Origin of the sequence: Streptomyces niveiscabiei (genome assembly GCF_001419795.1) — a bacterium.
GTDB lineage: Bacteria > Actinomycetota > Actinomycetes > Streptomycetales > Streptomycetaceae > Streptomyces > Streptomyces niveiscabiei.
Window position 1 is genome coordinate 1 of sequence record NZ_LIRL01000397.1, and the last position, 18,954, is coordinate 18,954.

An 18,954-nucleotide genomic window follows, 5' to 3' on the forward strand; every position below is an offset into this window, starting at 1 on the left:
GTGATGCCCGAGGGCCCGTCGGCTTCGAAGAAGAAGTCGACGGGCCCTCGGGGCTGCGGTTCACACCTTCAGTGCCGCCTTCCGCTCCCCTTCCGAAGCCTGTGACGCTCCCGCGACCGCCTCCGCCGACTCGTCGTGCGTCAGATCCGGCATCCACCGCAGCCACTTCGGCAGATACCAGTTCCGCTCCCCGAGCAGCGCCATCACCGCCGGCAGCAGCACGCCCCGGATGATCGTCGCGTCGATGAGGACGGCCGCCGCGAGGCCCACCCCCATCTGCTTCATCGACTGCATCGACAGCGTCCCGAAGATCGCGAACACGGCGACCATGATGGCGGCGGCGCTGGTGACGACCCCGGCGGTGGTGACGACGCCGTGCGTGATCGCGTCGAGGGTCGTCCGCCCCCGCATCCGGGCCTCGCGGATACGGGAGACCACGAACACGTGGTAGTCCATCGAGAGCCCGAAGAGGATGACGAACAGGAACAGCGGAAGCCAGGTCACGATCGCCCCGACCCCTTCCGCGCCCACCAGCGACGCACCCCAGCCGTGCTGGAAGACGGCGACGAGAATCCCGTAAGCGGCCCCCACGGACAGGAGGTTGAGGGCGATCGAGGTGACCGCGACGGTGAGCGAGCGGAACGACACCAGCATCAGCAGGAAGGCGAAGACGACGACGAAGACGAACACGGGGGCGACGGAGCCCACGAGTTGCTCGTTGAAGTCGTGCGAGCTTGCGACGTCACCGGCGACCGGCGCCTGAACTCCCGCCACCTTGCCGAGAGTTGCCGGCCGGACCTCGTCGCGCAGCGTGACCAGGCTCTTCCCGGCCGCGTCCAGATCGGCCCCGCCGACCAGCGGGACGTACACGTAGGCGAGGTTCTGCCGCTGGTGCACCTTGATCTCGACGGGCCCGCGCGAGGCCCCCGAGGAGACCGCCTCGGCCTTGAACTCCTCCAGCGCGGACCGGACTTCGGGCGCGGAGATGTCCTTCGCCTTGACGACGACCTCGGCCGGCGCCGTACCCCCGGGGAACGCCTCGTTGACCCGGACGTACGTCTGGACGATGGGCAGCCGGTCGCCGAACTCCTTCTCCAGGGTGAGGTTCTGGGTCTTCATGCCGAGCGCGGGCGCGGCGATCGCGAGGAGCGCGCCGCCCGCGACGGCCACGGAGACCCACGGCCGGGCCAGGACCCGCTTCAGGACGGCCGACCAGAACCGGTTCTCGCCGCTGCCCGGGCCGCCGTGCCTGGACCGCCGCCGCAGGAACGGCACCCGGCCCTTCTCGACCCGCTCGCCGAGCAGGGACAGCAGCGCCGGCAGCACGGTCACCGACCCGACCATCGCCACGGCGACGACCATCAGCGACGCAAGACCCATCGCCTCGAACTCGGCGAGCCCCGTGAACAGCATCCCCGCCATCGCGACGCACACCGTCACCCCGGAGACGACGATCGCCCGTCCGCTGGTCGCGGCGGCGATCCTGAGCGCGGTCTGCGGATCGCGTCCGGCCTCGCGCTCCTCGCGCTCGCGGCGCAGGTAGAACAGGCAGTAGTCGACGCCGACGGCGAGCCCCACCAGCAGCATCACGGAGTCGGCGGTGTCGCTCATCGGCTGGAGGTGGCTGACGACGCCCATCAGGCCCATCGTCGCCATGATCGCGGTGAGCGCGAGCGCCACCGGCAGCAGCGCCGCGACCAGCGCGCCGAACGCGATCAGCAGGATGCCGAGCGCGACGGGGACGGCGGAGTACTCGGCCTGCTTGAAGTCGTCGCCGAACGCGTCGTCGAACGTCTTGTTCATGCTGGCGGAGCCGATCTCCTCGATCCGCAGCGAGTCCGCGTACCGCTGCTGCACGGCAGCAACCGTTTTCAGCACCGGTTCCACCCGCTCGCCCGCCGTCTCGGCGTCGCCGCGCATGTCGAACTGGACGAGGGCGCTGCGCCCGTCCTTCGAGACCGTGTCCGTGTCGTACGGGGAGGTGACGTCGGTGACCCGGCCGGTCTTCTCGACGGCACTGATCACCGCCTGCACGGCCTGCCGGAACTCGGCGTCGGTGGCCTTGAGCTGACCGCCCTTGGCCTGCAACAGGACGGTCTCACCGGCCGGTTCCTCGATGCCGGAGTCCTTGATGATCGTGGCGGCGGTGTGCGTCTCGCCCTTGAGGTCGTCCGCGTCGCCGACGTCCGCCCGGCCCATCGCCGAGCCCAGCCCCATCGCCAGGACGACGAACAGCACCCAGATCCCGACGGCCGCCCATCGGTGGCGGGCGCTCCAGCCGCCTGCGCGGGCCGCGAAACCCCGCACGTCTGCCTTCCCCATGACCGGCCATCCCCCTCGGCTCCGGCGACGACCCCCTGTCCTCGCCTTTGTATCGAAGGTATGGCGCGGATAAGAGCCGTTCCTCGTGCCCGCCGGTGAAGTCCTGGCCTGCGAACTCATCCCCATGGACCGCGCGCTCTCCCCTCACGGGAGGACCGCGGGCCCCTACACGCATCGGGGTCGGCTCCCGCCCCTCTCGGGGGTGTGCCGCCGTGACCAGCGCCGATCGCCCCCTACCCTGACCCCATGACGACGATCTACGCGGCCCTCCTGCGCGGTATCAACGTGGGCGGCAACCGCAAGCTCCCCATGGCCGACCTGCGCGCCCTGCTGGAGGGGCTCGGGTACGGCGACGTCCGTACGTACCTCCAGAGCGGGCAGGCGGTGTTCTCCACGGCCGGCGACGATGCTTCCCTCGCCGCCGCTATCGAGCGGGCCGTCGAGAAGCGCTTCGGCTTCACCGTCGACGTCCTCGTCCGCGACCACGCCTACCTCAAGGCGATCGTCGACGCATGCCCCTTCCCCGCCGCCGAGTTGGAGCCCAAGCAACTCCACGTCACTTACTTCTCCGCCCCCGTGGCCGCCGACCGCTTCGCCGGGATCGACCAAGCCGCCTTCCTCCCGGAGGAGTTCCGCATCGGCGACCGCGCGCTCTACCTCTACGCCCCCGACGGCCTTGGCCGCTCCAAGCTCGCCGTGCAACTCGCCCGCCCCCGCCTGACGAAGGACATCGTCGCGACCAGCCGGAACTGGAACACCGTAGTGAAACTGGCCGAGTTGACCTCACCCCAGCCGAGCTAGCTCCTCCTTCGAGAGCTGTACGAGGCCGGCGTCCAGGTTCTCCTCCAGGTGAACCGGCGACCCCGTCCCCGGCGTCGGGCACAGCACCGGCGACCGGTGCAGCAGCCACGCCAGCGCGACCTGCCCCGCCGTCACCCCGCGCGCGGCGGCGACCGCCGTACACGCCGGGTCGGCCGTGAGGGCGCCGTTGCCCAGCGGGAACCAGGGCAGGAAGGCGATCCCGTGTTCCTCACACACCGTCAGAAGCCGTTCCGAGGAACGGTCCTGGAGGTTGTACCGGTTCTGGACGGACGCGATCCGCGTCAACTCCAGCGCCGCGCCGAGCTGTTGCGGCGTCACTGTGTCCAGCCCGACCAGCCGGATCTTCCCCTCCGCCCGCAACTCCTCCAGCGCGCCGAGCTGTTCGGCCATCGGTACGGCGGGGTCGAGCCGGTGCAGCTGGTACAGGTCGATCCGCTCCAGCCGCAGCCGCCGCAGGCTGGCCTCGCACATCGCCCGCAGCCGCTCCGGCCGCCCGTCCACGTGCCAGGCGCTGTCGCTCGTCCGCACGACCCCGCCCTTGGTGGCGACCACCACCCCCGCCGGGTACGGATACAGCGCCTCGGCCACCAACTCCTCGGCGACACCGGGCCCGTAGTTGTCCGCCGTGTCGATCAGCGTCACCCCGCGCTCGACGGCCCGCCGCAGCACGGCCACCGCCTCCCGGGCATCCCCGCGCGGACCCCAGTAGCCGGGGCCGGTGAGCTGGGCGGTGCCGAAGCCGAGGCGGCGGACGGGGAGTTCACCGCCGAGTACGAACGTCTCCTGAAAAGCGCCGGTCATCCGGCAGACCCTACGCTCGTCCCATGCGCTACATCATCATCGGAGCAGGAGCCGTCGGCGGCACGATCGGCGGGCGGCTCGCGGGGGCCGGACGGGAGGTCGTCCTGGTCGCACGCGGCGCCCACCACACGGCACTTCAGGAGAACGGGCTACGACTGCACGTCCCCGAGGGCGAGTTGACGTACCGCCTCCCCGTCGTCGACGGACCCGAGGCGCTCGGCGAACTGCGCGCCGACGACGTCCTGATCCTCGCCGTCAAGACACAGGACAGCGAGGCCGCCCTCGCCGCCTGGGGCCCCGCGCCGGTCGCCGGGGGCGGCACCGCTGCCGAGCGGCTCCCCCTGCTGTGCGCCCAGAACGGCGTGGAGAGCCAGCGCATCGCCCTGCGCCGCTTCACGCACGTGTACGGCGTCTGCGTCTGGCTGCCGTCCGCGCACGTCGAACCCGGCGTGGTCTCGGCGGCCGGCACCCCGCTGACCGGCATCCTCCACCTGGGCCGCTATCCGCACGGCACGGACGCCACCGCCCACCGCATCGCCGAGGACTTCGAAGCGGCGCGGTTCGAGGCGCCCGTCGTCCCCGACGTGACGCGCTGGCAGTACGCGAAGCTGCTCACCAACCTGGCCAACTCCCTCGAAGCGGTGGCCGGTTCGGAGGGACTGGCGGCGCTGTGGGAGCAGGTGCGGGGCGAGGGGGAGGCCGTACTGGAAGCGGCGGGAATCGCTTACGCCAGCACCGAGGAGGAACGCGCGCTGCGGGGTGACAAGATCACGCTCGTTCCGCTGCCGGGCGCTCCGCGCGGGGGCGGCTCCTCGTGGCAGTCGCTCGCGCGGGGCACCGGCAGCATCGAGGCCGACTATCTCAACGGTGAGATCGCGCTCCTCGGGCGCCTGCACGGCGTACCGACCCCGCTGAACACGCTCCTCCAGCGGCTCGCGAACGAGTTCGCACGCGAGCGGCGCGCGGCCGGTTCGCTGTCGGCCGACGAGCTGCTCAAGCTTGTCGCGTTTGTTCAAGAGGGCTGAGCGGACGGTCTCTAGCGTGGGGTGCATGACCACTTCCGAAGGCACGCCCACCTACCCAGACACCCACGCCCACCTGGTCGCATGTGCCGCCGAGGCGGCCCGGGTCGCCCGTGGCGTCCCGGCGGCACGGCTCGACGGGCCCACGCACTGCGGGGACTGGGACCTGCGCACCCTCGTCAACCACTGGGTGCTGTACACGTCCCACGGCCTTGAGCACCGCGCCCTGCGCACCCAGCTCCCGGAGAAACTCACAGAAACCGATTTCACCGCCGACCCCGCCTGGGCCGACGCGTACGCCGCCCAACTCGACCGCGCGCTCGCCGCCTGGTCAGGCCCCGGCGTCTGGGAGGGCGAGATCGACCTCGGGTACGCCACCCTGCCCGCCGCCGAACTCGCCGAGCTGCTGATCAAGGAGACGGTCCTGCACGGGTGGGATGTGGCCACGGCCACCGGCCAGGAGTTCCGCGTGTCGCAGGAGACCGCAGCGCTGGTGCTGGACGTGGTCCGCAAGCACGGCGACCTCTACCGGCAGTACGACGGCTTCGCCGCGCCGGTCCAAGTCCCGGACGACGCCCCGGTGTTCGACCGCGCGCTCGCCGAGAGCGGCCGGGACCCCCGGCTCAGCGCATCGAGGTGACCCCGGCGGCGAGCATCGCGAGGGGCTGCGTGAGGCTCCGCGCGCCCTCACGCCCCCGCGTTCCCGCCTCGTCGTACCGCCGCAGCAGCAGTCGCGCCACCTCCGGCGCCGGACCCAGCACCTCCGCCAGGACGTCCGCCTCGGCCGCGCCCCGCGCGATCCGGTCCGGCAGGAAGCCCGGCGCGAGGACGTACGGCGCGACCGCGACGCGGCGGCAGCCGAGCGCGCGCAGCTCCCGTACCGCGTCCTCGGTGCGGGGCAGTGCCGCGGAGGCGAACGCGGGTCGCACGGCGCACCAACCGGTGTGCCACCACTCCCGCGCGATGTCGGCGATCACCGCGATCGCCTCCGGGTCGGTGGACCCCGCCGAGGCCAGCACGACCCCGGTCGAGGACTTGTCGGCGGGCGTCAACCCCGCCTCGTACAGGCGGCGTTCGAGCGCCGACACCAGCAGCGGCGACGGGCCGAGGACCGCCGCCTGGCGGATCCGCAGCGAGGCGGGCGCGTCCGCCAGCACCGCCGGGATGTCCGCCTTGGCGTGGAAGGCGCGGGTCAGCAGCAGCGGCAACGCCACCACGTCCCGCACGCCTTCGGCCGCCAGGGACTCCAACACCTCAGGGACGGAAGGGGTGTTGAAGTCGAGGAAGCCGGTCTCCACGCGCAGCCCCGGCCGCAGCGACCGCACGCGCCGCACCAGCGCGTGGACGGTCGCCGCGTGCCGCGGATCGCGGCTGCCGTGGGCGACAACGAGGAGTACCGGCATGGGAGTTCAGTTCCTCACCAGCAGGCCGCGGCTGCGCAGCACCCACCGCTCCAGCGGGCTGAAGATCAGCAGGTCGATGGCGATGCCGACGAACAGGATGAGGACGATCGCCTCGAACACCATCGCCATGGAACTGGCGTTGCGGCCGTTCTCCAGCAACGCGCCGAGACCGATGCCGAGATCGGGCGAGGAGGCAATGATCTCGGCGGCCATCAGCGACCGCCAGGAGAACGCCCACCCCTGCTTGAGGCCCGCCAAGTAGCCGGGCAGGGCGGCCGGCATGACGATGTGCCAGGCGCCCTTCAGCCCTGTCGCGCCCATCGTACGGCCGGCCCGCAGGAACAGCGGCGGCACCTGGTCGATGCCGGACACCAGGCCGTTGGCGATGGACGGGACCGCGCCGAGCAGGATCACCGCGTACATCATCGAGTTGTTCAGGCCCAGCCAGATCACGGCCGGCGGCACCCACGCCACCGACGGCAGCGACTGGAGGCCGGACAGGATCGGCCCGATCGCGGCGCGCACGAACTTCACCCGGGCCACGAGGAGTCCGAGCGGGGTGCCGATGGCGAGCGCGAAGAGGAAGCCGAGCAGGCCGCGCGAGACGCTGGTCCAGATGTAGTCCAGGAGGCGCCCCTCCAGCCAGGCGCTCTTGAACTCCGCGCCCACGTCGGACGGCGAGGGCAGCTTCGTCGGGTCGTCGACGACCTTGAAGGTGATCAGCGCCTGCCAGACGAGGACCACCAGGACGACGGCGACGATCGGCGGCAGGATCTTCGTCCGGAAGGTGACGAGGAACGGCGTACGGCTCGCCGCGGACGACTCCAGCGCGTCGAGGCCCGCCTCCAGACCGCCGAGACCGGCGGTCTCCTTCTCCGCGGTGGTCTCAGTGCTGGCCATGACGGCGGATCTCCCCACGCAGGACTTCGGTGATCTCCAGGGACAGTTCGGCGACCGGCGCGTCCTCGATGCGGCGCGGCTGCGGGATGTCCACGGTCCATTCGCGGGCCACCCGGCCGGGCCGCGACGACAGCAGGACGACGCGCTGCGCGAGCCGCACCGCCTCGCGCACGTTGTGCGTGACGAACAGGACGGACACGCCCGTCTCGGCCCAGATCCGGGTCAGTTCGTCGTGCAGGACGTCCCGGGTGATGGCGTCGAGCGCGGCGAACGGCTCGTCCATCAGCAGGAGTTGGCTGTCCTGGGCGAGCGCTCGGGCCATCGCGACGCGCTGGCGCATACCGCCGGAGAGTTCGTGGACGCGCTTGCCGTACGAACCCTTCAGCCGCACCAGCTCCAGCAGTTCCTCGGCGCGGGTGCGGCGCTCGCTCTTCGGAACTCCCCTGAGTTTCAGGGCGAGTTCGATGTTCTTGCCCGCGGTGAGCCACGGGAACAGGGCGTGCTCCTGGAACATCAGAGCCGGGCGCCCGTCGGTCGTGATGGTGCCGGCGGAGGGCTTGTCGAGGCCCGCCACCAGGTTGAGCAGGGTCGACTTGCCGCAGCCCGAGGCCCCCAGGAGGGTGACGAACTCGCCCGGCGCGACATCCAGCGTGATGTCGTCCAGGACGAGTTGCTGCCCGGCGGGTCCGGCGAAGGACTTCGAGACGTGCTCGATACGGGCCGCGTGCTCCACCGACGTGGCGTCGGCGGCCTTGGCGAGAGCGGTTGCCATGATCGTCACCTCCTGGGAACTCGGGGGAATCCGGGCTTACTTGACGCCGAGACCGGCGTCGGCGACCGTGGTGGCGCCCGCGGCCTTCAGCACCTTGTTCAGGAGCGTCAGGTCGTAGATGCCGGCCAGCTTCGGCCGGTCGAGGAGACCGGCCTTGACCGCGTGCTCCGCCTCGGTGTTGAGGGTGGCGGCCAGCGGGTCGTCGGTGAACTGGATCGACGCCCACGCCGGGTCGAGGACGTTCGCCGGGAGCGCCTTGCCCGAGTCGATCTTCAACTGGGCGTTGGCGGCGGCCTTCGCCTCGGCCGGGTTCGCGTTGATCCACTTGTTGGTGTCGACCGACGCCTTCAGCACCGCCTCGACGGCCTTCGGGTGCTCGGTGAGGAACTTCTGCGACACGATGATGTTCGTGATCACGAACTTCTTGTCCGGCCACAGCGACGCCTCGTCGAGCAGCACCTTCGCGCCCTCGGCGACCAGCTTCGACGCGGTCGGCTCCGGCACCCACGCGCCGTCGATGGAACCGGACTTGTAGGCGTCCGGCGTCACCTTGTTGTCGGTGCGGACGACGGACACGTCACCCTTGCCGCTCTGCGCGTCGACCTTCCAGCCCTGCTCGGCGATCCAGTTGAGGAACGCCACGTCCTGCGTGTTGCCGAGCTGCGGGGTGGCGATCTTCTTGCCCTTGACGTCCGCGACCGACGTGATCTTCGCCGGGTTCACGACCAGCTTGACCCCGCCCGACGCCGAACCGCCGATGATCCGCAGGCTCTTGCCGTCCGACTTGGTGTAGCCGTTGATCGCGGGGGAGGGGCCGATCCAGCCGATGTCGATGGAGCCCGCGTTGAGCGCCTCGATCTCCGAGGGTCCCGCGTTGAAGGTCGAGTACGACGCCTTCGTCGCGCCCAGCGCCTTCTGGAAGAAGCCCTTCTGCACGCCCACCAGCGCGGTGCCGTGGGTCAGGTTGCCGAAGTAGCCGATCTTGACGGAGTCGAGGCCGTCGACCTTCTCCGCCCCGGCGGCGACCTTCTGCTCCGAGGGCGTGTCCTTGGCCTGGGAGCCGTAGCCGCAGGCGGCAAGTGCCAGGAGGGGGAGGGCGGTTGCCGCTATCAAGGTGCGGCGGGTGAGGGACGAGCGGGAGGCAGGCACGGGAGGGGTTCCTCTCGTTGGCCCGGCGGGTCACGGTCTCTCAGGTCGTGGCCGGGAGTTCGGCAGGGCGTTTTCGTCGATGTCGGGACGTCCGGTGGGGGGACAGGGCGCGCGAGCGGTGCGCGTACGTCATCACGCACATCGGGCCACCCCGCCCTGCCCGCTGCCGAGGGCGCCGCTGCCGACGCGGCCACCCTCCTTCGCGAACGTCGAGTAGAAGTCGTCCTGAGTCATCGTCAGAAGTCCCAACCGTCGTCGTCCGACGCGTCCTTGACGGGCTCCGGCGCGGCGAACGACTCGCCGACCATGCCGGCCGTGAGGGTCGTGCCGTCGGCCGGGTCGATCAGGATGAACGAGCCGGTGCGGCGCGAGTCCGCGTACGAGTCGACCGGCAGCGGCTCCGCCGTACGGATCTTCACGCGGCCGATGTCGTTGGCGACGAGCTGTCCCGGGTGCGGGTGCAGGGACAGGTCGTCGAGCGTGAGGCGGGAGGGGATGTCCTTGACGATCGCCTTGACCGTGCGCGTGCCGTGCTTGATCAGGACGCGGTGCCCGACGGTCAGCGGCTGGTCGGCGACGTGGCAGACGGTCGCCTCCACGTCCTGCGTGGTCGCGGGGGCGTCCTTGCTGGGGACGATCAGGTCGCCGCGCGAGACGTCGATGTCGTCCTCCAGGAGGAGCGTCACCGACTGCGTCGTCCAGGCTTCCTCAACTGCCGTGCCCAGCAGGTCGATTCCGGCGATGCGGGTCGCGCGGCCCGAGGGCAGGACGGTGACCGGCTCGCCGACGCGGAACGAACCGGCGGCGATCTGACCGGCGTACCCCCGGTAGTCGGGGTGGTCGGCGGTCTGCGGGCGGATCACGTACTGCACGGGCAGCCGCGCGTGGCAGTGCGCCAAGTCGTGGGCGACGGGGACGGTTTCGAGGTGTTCGAGGACCGTCGGGCCGCCGTACCAGTCCATGTTCGCGGACGGTTCCACGACGTTGTCGCCGGCCAGCGCCGAGATCGGGATCGCGGTGACCTCCGGGACGCCCAACTCGGTGGCGTACGCGGTGAATTCCTCGGCTATCGCGGCGAACACGCCCTCCTGGTAGTCGACCAGGTCCATCTTGTTGACGGCGAGGACGACGTGCGGGACGCGCAGCAGGGCCGCGATCGCCGCGTGCCGGCGGGTCTGCTCGACGACGCCGTTGCGGGCGTCGACGAGGATCACCGTCAGCTCGGCCGTGGAGGCACCCGTCACCATGTTGCGGGTGTACTGCACGTGGCCGGGCGTGTCGGCGAGGATGAACCGGCGTACGGCGGTGGCGAAGTAGCGGTACGCCACGTCGATCGTGATGCCCTGCTCGCGCTCGGCACGCAGGCCGTCCGTCAACAGGGCGAGGTCCGGGGCGTCTTGGCCGCGCGAGGCCGACGCCCGCTCCACGGCCTCCAGTTGGTCCACCAGTACCGACTTGGAGTCGTGCAGCAGTCGGCCCACGAGGGTGGACTTGCCGTCGTCCACGGAACCGGCGGTCGCGAACCGCAACAGCGTCGTCTCCGTGAGGGCGGTGTCGGGGAGTGTGGTGCTCATCTTTAGAAGTACCCCTCGCGCTTGCGGTCCTCCATCGCGGCCTCCGACAGTTTGTCGTCGGCGCGCGTGGCCCCCCGCTCGGTCAGCCTGGACGCCGCGATCTCGGCGATGACCTGCTCCAGCGTCACCGCGTCCGAGTCGACCGCGCCCGTGCAGGACATGTCTCCGACCGTGCGGTAGCGCACGAGCCGCTTCTCGACCGTCTCGGACGGCTTCGGGCCGCCCCACTCGCCGGCCGTCAGCCACATCCCGGACCGCGCGAACACCTCGCGCTCGTGCGCGAAGTAGATCTGCGGCAGCTCGATGCCCTCGCGGGCGATGTACTGCCAGACGTCCAGCTCGGTCCAGTTGGACAGCGGGAAGACGCGTACGTGCTCACCCGGCGCGTGCCGCCCGTTGTACAGGTTCCACAGCTCCGGGCGCTGGCGCCGCGGGTCCCACTGCGAGAACTCGTCCCGCAGCGAGAACACCCGCTCCTTCGCGCGCGCCTTCTCCTCGTCCCGGCGCCCGCCGCCGAACACCGCGTCGAACTTCTCCGCCTGGATCTTCTCCGTCAGCGGCAGCGTCTGGAGCGGGTTGCGGGTCCCGTCGGGACGCTCCTTGAGGACCCCGCGGTCGATGTAGTCCTGCACGGACGCCACATGCAGCCGCAGGCCGTGCTCCTGGACGACACGGTCCCGGTACTCCAGCACCTCCGGGAAGTTGTGCCCGGTGTCGACGTGCAGCAGCGAGAACGGGACCGCCGCCGGACGGAACGCCTTCAGCGCCAGATGCAGCATGACGATGGAGTCCTTGCCGCCCGAGAACAGGATCACCGGGTTCTCGAACTCCCCCGCGACCTCGCGGAAGATGTGCACGGCCTCCGATTCGAGGGCGTCCAGATGCGAGAGGGCGTACGTCCCCTCGGTAACCGTCGCGACGGTGGTCACACCAGTCCCCTTTCGCTGAGCAGCGCGTACACCGACGCGGCGGACTCCCGCACGGTCTGGTCCTGCGACTCGATCCTGAGGTCGGGCGACTCGGGAGCCTCGTACGGGTCGTCCACGCCGGTCAGACCGGTGAGTTCACCCGCCGCCTGCTTGGCGTACAGGCCCTTGACGTCCCGAACGGAGCACACCTCGACCGGAGTTGCCACATGCACTTCCAAGTACGGTGTCCCGCCCTCCTGGTGGCGCTTGCGGACGGCCTCGCGGCTGTCCGCGTACGGCGCGATCACCGGGACCAGGACCTTCACGCCGTTGCGGGCGAGGAGCCCGGCGAGGAAGCCGATGCGCTGCACGTTGGTGTGCCGGTCCTCGCGGCTGAAGCCGAGGCCCGCCGAGATGAACTCGCGGATCTCGTCGCCGTCCAGGACCTCGACGGCGTGGCCCTCGGCCCGCAGCCGCCCGGCCAGCTCGTACGCGATGGTGGTCTTGCCGGCACTCGGCAGACCCGTGAGCCAGACGGTGGCTCCGGTCGTCACGTCGCTCTCCTGATTCGTCGTCATCCGTGCAGCCCGCACTCGGTCTTGGCCCGCCCCGCCCAGCGCCCGGCGCGCGCGTCCTCGCCCTCCAGGACGCGGCGCGTGCAGGGGGCGCAGCCGACGGACGCGTAGCCGTCCATCAGCAACGGGTTGGTGAGCACGCCGTGTTCGAGGACGTACGCGTCCACGTCGTCCTGCGTCCAGCGGGCGATGGGGGAGACCTTCACCTTGCGGCGCTTGGCGTCCCAGCCGACCACCGGGGTGTTCGCCCGGGTCGGCGACTCGTCGCGGCGCAGGCCCGTCGCCCACGCCTGATACGCCGTCAATCCCTGCTCCAGCGGCTGGACTTTACGCAGCTTGCAGCACAGGTCGGGGTCGCGGTCGTGGAGTCGAGGGCCGTACTCGGCGTCCTGCTCGGCGACCGTCTGACGGGGCGTCAGGGTGATGACGTTCACGTCCATCACGGCCTCGACCGCGTCGCGGGTGCCGATCGTCTCGGGGAAGTGGTAGCCGGTGTCGAGGAAGGCCACGTCGACGCCCTTGCGGACCCGGGAGGCCAGGTGGGCGACCACCGCGTCCTCCATGGAGGACGTCACGCAGAAGCCGTCGCCGAAGGTGTCCACCGCCCACTGGAGGATCTCCAGCGCGGAGGCGTCCTCCAGGTCGCGGCCCGCCTGCTCGGCCAGTTCCCTCAACTCGTCGTCGGTGCGCGCTTTCTGAGTGGTCGTCATATCTGGTCCCCTCCGTTGTCGGCCCGTCGAAGCCCCCGGGAGAGCAGCCCGAGGAACTTCAACTGGAATGCGCGACTGCACGCCGCGCATTCCCAGGCGCCGTGACCTTCCTCGCTCGGACGGAGGTCCTCGTCGCCGCAGTAGGGGCAGTAGAAGGGCGCCGCGCGCTCACTCATGACAGCGCCTCTTCCGAGGCCCGCGCCGCCCACGCCGCGAACCGCTCGCCGTCCTCGCGCTGCTCCTGGAACCGGGTCAGCACACGCTCCACGTAGTCCGGCAGCTCGGCCGAAGTGACCTTCAGGCCACGGACCTTGCGCCCGAACCCGGCGTCGAGGCCGAGCGCGCCGCCGAGGTGCACCTGGTACCCCTCGACCTGCTCGCCGTTCTCGTCGGTGACCAACTGGCCCTTGAGACCGATGTCCGCCACCTGGATACGCGCGCAGGCGTTCGGGCAGCCGTTCAGGTTGATGGTCAGCGGCTCGTCGAACTCCGGGAGCCTGCGCTCCAGTTCGTCGATCAGGGAGGCGCCGCGCGCCTTCGTCTCGACGATCGCGATCTTGCAGTACTCGATGCCGGTGCAGGCCATCGTGCCCCGCCGGAACGTCGAGGGGCGGGCCTTGAGGTCCAGCGCCTCCAGGGCCTCGACCAGCGACTCGACCTGGTCCTCCGCGACGTCCAGGACGATCATCTTCTGCTCGACGGTGGTCCGCACCCGGCCCGAGCCGTGCGCCTCCGCGAGGTCCGCGATCTTCGCCAGCGTCGCGCCGTCCACCCGGCCCACGCGCGGCGCGAAACCGACGTAGAAGTTGCCGTCCTTCTGCCGGTGCACGCCCACGTGGTCGCGCCAGCGCTGGAGCGGCTCGGTCGGGGCGGGGCCGTCGACCAGCTTGCGCTTGAGGTACTCGTCCTCCAGGACCTGGCGGAACTTCTCCGGGCCCCAGTCCGCGACCAGGAACTTCAGGCGGGCGCGGGTGCGCAGGCGGCGGTAGCCGTAGTCGCGGAAGATGCCGACGACGCCCGCCCAGACGTCCGGGACCTCATCGAGCGGGACCCACGCGCCGAGCCGTACCCCGATCTTGGGGTTCGTGGAGAGTCCGCCGCCGACCCACAGGTCGAAACCGGGGCCGTGCTCGGGGTGGACGACGCCGACGAGCGCGATGTCGTTGATCTCGTGCACCACGTCGAGCAGCGGCGAGCCCGAGATCGCCGACTTGAACTTCCTCGGCAGGTTCGAGAACTCCTTGCTGCCGATGTACCGCTTGTTGATCTCGTCGATCGCCCAGGTGCCGTCGATGATCTCGTCCTCGGCGATCCCCGCGACCGGCGAGCCGATCACGACACGCGGGCAGTCGCCGCACGCCTCGGTCGTCGAAAGCCCCACCGCCTCAAGGCGGTTCCAGATCTCGGGGACGTCCTCGATGCGGATCCAGTGGTACTGCACGTTCTGACGGTCCGTCAGGTCGGCGGTGCCGCGCGCGAACTCCTGCGAGATCTCGCCGATCACCCGCAGCTGCTGCGTGGTGAGCCGGCCGCCGTCGATGCGGACGCGCATCATGAAGTACTTGTCGTCCAGTTCCTCCGGCTCCAGGATCGCGGTCTTGCCGCCGTCGATCCCGGGCTTGCGCTGGGTGTACAGCCCCCACCAGCGCATCCGGCCGCGCAAGTCGTTCGGGTCGATCGAGTCGAAGCCGCGCTTGGAGTAGATCGTCTCAATGCGTGTCCGCACATTGAGACCGTCGTCGTCCTTCTTGAACTGCTCGTTGCCGTTCAGCGGGGTGAAGTGCCCCGCGGCCCACTGACCCTCGCCGCGGTGACGGCTCACCTTGCGACGGGACGCTGCGGCGGCAGGGTTCTGCGGGGTGGCGGCCATGGTTATGTACGTCCTTCAAGACAGGCGAATGCGGCTCTGACCTGGGTGATCCCAGCACGTCAGGAGAGTGGGCGCAGGACAGACGGAAGGGCGGGAACAGCTGCGACGCGGCTCGTCAGCTCGCCGGACAGATGGCGCTGGACATGCGGCAGAGATCGACGTGCCGCCGACTCACCAATGCGATTCCAGTTCCGGACATGGTGGAAAGCGTGGCACGGCGTTCTGGACACAGTCCAGCTTCATCCGGCATACGGACACTCGTGTCTCGTTGGATGAGACGCGGGTGGAATCGGTCACATGCGCCGTACGAGGGCTTGTCGGCGCAGGTCAGGCCGGGTATGCGCCTGGCCAGGGGCCCGGCGCCGGGACCTCGGCCTGCTCCCTGACCTCGGTGTCGTACAGCCGGAAGCCCCGGCGCTGGTAGTTCGCCAGCGCGTGCTCCCCGTCCAGGCTGCACGTGTGCAGCCACACCCGCTTCGTGGGCGTCCGCTGCGGCCACCGCTCCGCGAGGTCCCAGGCCCGCGCGGCCCCGTACGACAGGAGGTGACCGCCGATCCGGCGGCCCCGGAACGCCGGGAGCAGGCCGAAGTACACGATCTCCACGGCGCCGTCCTCCTGCGGGTCCAGCTCCACGTACCCGGCCGGAGTGTCCCGCTCGTACGCCACCCACGTCTCGACACCCGGACGCTCCAGGTGCTCGCGCCAGCGGTCGTACGACCAGGCGAGCCGGTCGATCCAGCGGATGTCCCCGCCGACCGAGGCGTACAGGAACCGGCTGAACTCCGGCGACGGGACGGCCGCGCGCGCCACCCGCACATCGCCCTCCGGGGCGGGCGCGGGGAGGAGGTCGGTCGGCGCGGACTGCTCCAGGGACCAGGTGGTGACGGGGATGTTGCTCATGGGGCCAGGCAATCATCCGGACGCGAGATCTGTCGATGACCTGCCGCTCCTTGGAGCAACGCACAGTAAACGCTTACGACGCGTCGTCGCTCCACTGCCTCTTCGCCGCCCGGTCCACCGACGCCAGCGGCATCGCGAACAGCGTGCGGCCCGACTGGGACCACACCTCGCCGGTCGCCGCCCAGTACGACAGGGACTGCGGGGCGCCGCTCCAGCAGGCGTGGTCGGCCACGCCGTCGCACTCCGCTGCCGACGTCCCCTCCGTGTCCTGCCGCCACAGCGTCCCGTGCGCGTGGCCCTCGCCGGGCGCCTGGCTGACGTACCAGGCGTCGTCGCGGGAGAGGACGCCGCGCGCCCCCTTCACCTCGGTGCGGTACGCCTCGGTCGCCGCGACGCGGCCGTACGAGTCGGCGGCCAGCAGGCCCGTGCGGTCGGGCAGGGAGCTGAGGGCGTAGCGCCACAGGCGGGTCGTGTCGCCGTGCGTCGTCCACTCGCCGGCGACCAGGCTGTCGGGGACCGTGCTGCGGTCCAGCGAGATCGTCGAGGGACGCGGGGAGCCCGCGCCCAGCCGGTACGTGCCGACCGCCGGGAGCACGAAGCGCGCCCGGTGCGCCGACCAGCCGCCGGCCACCCGGCCGACCGCGTCGCCGTCCACCGAGGCGCGCTGGATGCGGTTCATGTCGAAGACGTACAGCGCCGCGCCGTCCCCGCCGTCGGCGGTGACCAGCAGCTTGTCCTGGTACCAGACCATCCCGGACAGCCGGGAGGAGACCGGACGGAAGTCGTTCCCGTCGTCCACGGGTACGGCGAGCAGGACCCACGAGTACGTCAGCCGGTCGGGGTTGTTCGCGTCGACGAACGCGACCCGCGCGAGCCCGCTCGCCTGCGACCAGCCGGAGAGGATCACCCGGTTCGTGCCCCACACCCCGTCGTCGTCCGCGTCCCCGGACGTCGTCACCGCGCCCGCCCGCCAGCCGCGCGTGTCCGAGGCGTCCCAGCAGTACGAGGTCACCGGCTCGGGAGCGACGGGGAGTTGGCCGCGCTCGGCCGCCGTGCAGTCGGCGGAGTCGCGCAGCAGCCGGTCACCGGCCTCCAGCACCGAACTCACCCCGACCGGACGGCCCATGCCCGCCGCGAGCCGGTCCAGGGACTGCCGCGGGACCAGATCCTCCGTCATCCGCAGGGCAGTTGTGACCTCCGCCTGCTTCAGCGCGCCCGGCACGTCCGAGACCGTCGCCTGCGAAGCGCTGACGATCGTCGCGGCGGCGGTCAGGGCGAGAGCGGTCCCGGCGAGGAACCCGCGCAGCGCTCTTCCCCTACGGCGCCGGCGGTGGCGGCCACGTTGCGTCATTACGTCCTCCCAGGGCGGGCCAACTGCGCCTGTTGATCCGTGCGTTGACCGAGGAGCAGGTGGGGTGACCCGTAAGGGACTCTACGGCAGACGGGCCGCACCCGGGAGGAAGACCCGGCAAAGGATGTGCGGAAAGCGTGTGCGAAGGGGATTCCGAGGGATATCCCTATGCCGACTCCCTTGTTGTGCAAGGGTTTTCTGCGACGTCTCCCGCCGACGGCCCGCTACGACGACGAGGTCCGCGCCCGCCCCACCGCCGACGACGCCGAGTGCGGGAGCAGGTCCCCCGGCTGGTCCGGCAGCAGGACGGCCACCTCCGCGTCCTCCCGGTACCGGTACGGCCGGTGCTCCAGGAACTCCCCGAGATAGCGCCGTATCCGCGACATCTCCGCACGCACCGTCACCGTCCGCGCCGGGTCCCCGAACACCTCCTGGGCCAGCTCCGCCGCGCTGCGCCCCGCCGGGTGCACCGCGAGCAGGTACAGCAACTCCGCGTGCCGCGGGCTGAGTTCCTGCGACCAGGAGCCCGCGCCGCCCGACACGGTCACCGACCAGCGCCGCCGCCGGGACAGGTCCAGCGCGATCCGCGCACCATGGCCCCGGCCCCCGCCCGGCTCCACCGCCCGCACCAACCAGCCCCCGTCCAGCGGCTCCAGCGCGCACAGCCCCAGCGCCGGCACCCAACCCATGCCCTCCGGCGCCGACTTGGGCAGCGTGATCCGCTGCGCGTACGGCATCCCCGTCACCGCCGCCGTCCAGCCGTCCCGGTCCACGACCGCCGCCCGGCCGCCGAGCCGCGCCAGCACCGGGGCGGCCACCGCGCGCAGGCGTTGCAGGGAACCGAGGTGCGTCTCCCGCAGCCGCGCCTCGGCGAGCTTCGCCACCGACTCCACCCATGCCAGCGTCGCCGGGTGCACGGACTCCTGCGGGCCGCTCACGTCGACCACACCGAGCAGCCGGCCGTCCCTCGGGTCCGTGATGGGGGCGCCCGCGCAGGTCAGATGGGTCAGTGAGCGGACGAAGTGCTCCCCGGCGAACACCTGTACCGGGCGGCGTTCGACCGCCGGGGTGCCCACACCGTTCGTGCCGGCGACCTCCTCGCTGAGGTCCGCGCCGAGGCCGAGGCCCACCTCGTCCGCCTTGCGCAGCACCGGCGAGCAGCCCTCCCGCCACAGCACCCGGCCCTCGCCGTCGGCCACGATCATGATGTGCCGGGCGTCGTCCGCCGCCGGGAGCAGGCCCGCGCGCAGCACCGGGACGACCTCCCTGAGCGGGGACTCGGCCCGCCGCCTGCGGACCTCGTCCGGCGCCAACAGGCCGGGCGCGAAGTCGTGTTCGGGGTTCACGCCGCGTCCCAGGACCCTCGTCCAGGACTGCTCGATCACCTGGCGCGGACGGGACCGCCGCTCGCCGGGGACACGGACGGCGGTCGCGTTCCGCGCCGCTTTCATCGGCGGATTCGCCACGGGTGCCTCCGGAGACGACGTGAGGTGGAGAAGGTGGGAGAAGGTGGACAGGGTGGACAGGGTCGGGTGCCGGCTGCCCGGGTGTGCGGCGGCCGGTCTTCCCATCCTGCCGCCCCGGCCCGGTATCCGGATGTGTTCACGTCCCTCTACAGGCTCGTTGCAACCCCTTGCAACCCTGGTGAACACACCTGTGGTCCTTGAAACTTGAGCCACGCCGACGAGAGCGGCGGCCCCGGCCTCGCAGGACCGGGGACGCGCGGGTGGTGCCGTGTCGGCGCGGCACCACCCCGTGGGGGCGACGTCCGGTGCGGGCCGGGAGTTGTGCAACCGGTTACGCCTTTTGCTGCGCCGCGAGTTGTGCAACCGCTTGCACGACAACCCCCTCACACCGCCCGCGCCCGCTCCACCA

The 18,954-nt window shown here is 71.1% G+C and carries 19 protein-coding genes; 3 read left to right on the forward strand and 16 right to left on the reverse strand.

Going from position 1 to position 18,954, the window contains the following annotated elements; genetic code table 11:
• Positions 1 to 60: 60 nt before the first annotated feature.
• Positions 61 to 2,322, reverse strand: coding sequence for an MMPL family transporter (locus AOK24_RS19650; RefSeq protein ID WP_055721374.1), 2,262 nt, complete (start codon positions 2,320 to 2,322; stop codon positions 61 to 63).
• Positions 2,323 to 2,568: 246 nt separating this feature from the next.
• Between AOK24_RS19650 and AOK24_RS19655 the strand changes: the two genes are divergently transcribed.
• The gene (locus AOK24_RS19655; RefSeq protein WP_055721375.1) at positions 2,569 to 3,123 is read left to right on the forward strand and encodes a DUF1697 domain-containing protein; all 555 of its coding nucleotides are present in this window, start codon (positions 2,569 to 2,571) and stop codon (positions 3,121 to 3,123) included.
• Here AOK24_RS19655 and AOK24_RS19660 read toward each other — a convergent pair.
• A complete protein-coding gene (locus tag AOK24_RS19660; protein ID WP_055721376.1) occupies positions 3,106 to 3,945 on the reverse strand; it encodes an aldo/keto reductase in 840 nt (279 codons plus the stop codon). The two genes, AOK24_RS19655 and AOK24_RS19660, sit on opposite strands and share 18 nt — an antisense overlap.
• Before the next feature lie 23 nt (positions 3,946 to 3,968).
• On the opposite strand from AOK24_RS19660, the gene AOK24_RS19665 reads away from it, so the two are divergent.
• Positions 3,969 to 4,970 carry a ketopantoate reductase family protein gene (locus tag AOK24_RS19665; RefSeq protein WP_055721377.1) on the forward strand — a complete coding sequence of 334 codons (1,002 nt, stop codon included), beginning with the start codon at positions 3,969 to 3,971 and terminating at the stop codon, positions 4,968 to 4,970.
• A 25-nt stretch (positions 4,971 to 4,995) separates the two neighbouring features.
• On the forward strand, positions 4,996 to 5,607 hold the full coding sequence (locus AOK24_RS19670; RefSeq protein WP_055721378.1) for a TIGR03086 family metal-binding protein: 612 nt from the start codon (positions 4,996 to 4,998) through the stop codon (positions 5,605 to 5,607).
• On the opposite strand, the gene AOK24_RS19675 is transcribed toward AOK24_RS19670, so the two are convergent.
• The 14 genes from AOK24_RS19675 to AOK24_RS19735 all read right to left on the reverse strand — a co-directional run bounded on the left by AOK24_RS19675 (position 5,591) and on the right by AOK24_RS19735 (position 18,530).
• Positions 5,591 to 6,370 (reverse strand): sirohydrochlorin chelatase, encoded by a 780-nt coding sequence (locus AOK24_RS19675; protein WP_055721379.1) that lies wholly within the window; start codon positions 6,368 to 6,370, stop codon positions 5,591 to 5,593. The genes AOK24_RS19670 and AOK24_RS19675 overlap by 17 nt on opposite strands.
• A gap of 6 nt (positions 6,371 to 6,376) precedes the next feature.
• The gene (locus AOK24_RS19680) at positions 6,377 to 7,270 is read right to left on the reverse strand and encodes an ABC transporter permease (protein ID WP_055721380.1); all 894 of its coding nucleotides are present in this window, start codon (positions 7,268 to 7,270) and stop codon (positions 6,377 to 6,379) included.
• Entirely contained in the window at positions 7,257 to 8,042 is a 786-nt protein-coding gene (locus tag AOK24_RS19685) for an ABC transporter ATP-binding protein (protein WP_055721381.1), read from the reverse strand. The genes AOK24_RS19680 and AOK24_RS19685 overlap by 14 nt, the downstream gene beginning before the upstream one ends.
• Positions 8,043 to 8,078: 36 nt before the next feature.
• Positions 8,079 to 9,191: an aliphatic sulfonate ABC transporter substrate-binding protein gene (locus AOK24_RS19690; RefSeq protein WP_055721382.1), complete on the reverse strand. Its 1,113-nt coding sequence runs from the start codon at positions 9,189 to 9,191 to the stop codon at positions 8,079 to 8,081.
• A gap of 236 nt (positions 9,192 to 9,427) precedes the next feature.
• The gene (locus AOK24_RS19700; protein ID WP_055721383.1) at positions 9,428 to 10,765 is read right to left on the reverse strand and encodes a sulfate adenylyltransferase subunit 1; all 1,338 of its coding nucleotides are present in this window, start codon (positions 10,763 to 10,765) and stop codon (positions 9,428 to 9,430) included.
• Between the two features lie 2 nt (positions 10,766 to 10,767).
• Positions 10,768 to 11,694, reverse strand: a complete 927-nt coding sequence (gene cysD / locus AOK24_RS19705) for a sulfate adenylyltransferase subunit CysD (protein WP_055721384.1) — start codon at positions 11,692 to 11,694, stop codon at positions 10,768 to 10,770.
• Positions 11,691 to 12,251: an adenylyl-sulfate kinase gene (gene cysC / locus AOK24_RS19710; RefSeq protein ID WP_079056891.1), complete on the reverse strand. Its 561-nt coding sequence runs from the start codon at positions 12,249 to 12,251 to the stop codon at positions 11,691 to 11,693. Before cysC ends, cysD begins: the two co-directional genes overlap by 4 nt.
• Entirely contained in the window at positions 12,248 to 12,958 is a 711-nt protein-coding gene (locus tag AOK24_RS19715) for a phosphoadenylyl-sulfate reductase (protein WP_055721385.1), read from the reverse strand. Before AOK24_RS19715 ends, cysC begins: the two co-directional genes overlap by 4 nt.
• On the reverse strand, positions 12,955 to 13,134 hold the full coding sequence (locus AOK24_RS50840; RefSeq protein WP_079056892.1) for a hypothetical protein: 180 nt from the start codon (positions 13,132 to 13,134) through the stop codon (positions 12,955 to 12,957). The genes AOK24_RS19715 and AOK24_RS50840 overlap by 4 nt, the downstream gene beginning before the upstream one ends.
• Positions 13,131 to 14,828, reverse strand: a complete 1,698-nt coding sequence (locus AOK24_RS19720; RefSeq protein ID WP_055721386.1) for a nitrite/sulfite reductase — start codon at positions 14,826 to 14,828, stop codon at positions 13,131 to 13,133. The genes AOK24_RS50840 and AOK24_RS19720 overlap by 4 nt, the downstream gene beginning before the upstream one ends.
• A 115-nt stretch (positions 14,829 to 14,943) precedes the next feature.
• Positions 14,944 to 15,078 carry a putative leader peptide gene (locus AOK24_RS52495; RefSeq protein ID WP_338060944.1) on the reverse strand — a complete coding sequence of 45 codons (135 nt, stop codon included), beginning with the start codon at positions 15,076 to 15,078 and terminating at the stop codon, positions 14,944 to 14,946.
• A 77-nt stretch (positions 15,079 to 15,155) separates the two neighbouring features.
• Positions 15,156 to 15,728 (reverse strand): GNAT family N-acetyltransferase, encoded by a 573-nt coding sequence (locus AOK24_RS19725; protein WP_055721387.1) that lies wholly within the window; start codon positions 15,726 to 15,728, stop codon positions 15,156 to 15,158.
• A 73-nt stretch (positions 15,729 to 15,801) separates the two neighbouring features.
• Entirely contained in the window at positions 15,802 to 17,079 is a 1,278-nt protein-coding gene (locus AOK24_RS19730; RefSeq protein ID WP_055721388.1) for a hypothetical protein, read from the reverse strand.
• A 224-nt stretch (positions 17,080 to 17,303) separates the two neighbouring features.
• On the reverse strand, positions 17,304 to 18,530 hold the full coding sequence (locus AOK24_RS19735; RefSeq protein ID WP_055721390.1) for a GAF domain-containing protein: 1,227 nt from the start codon (positions 18,528 to 18,530) through the stop codon (positions 17,304 to 17,306).
• Positions 18,531 to 18,954: the final 424 nt, after the last annotated feature.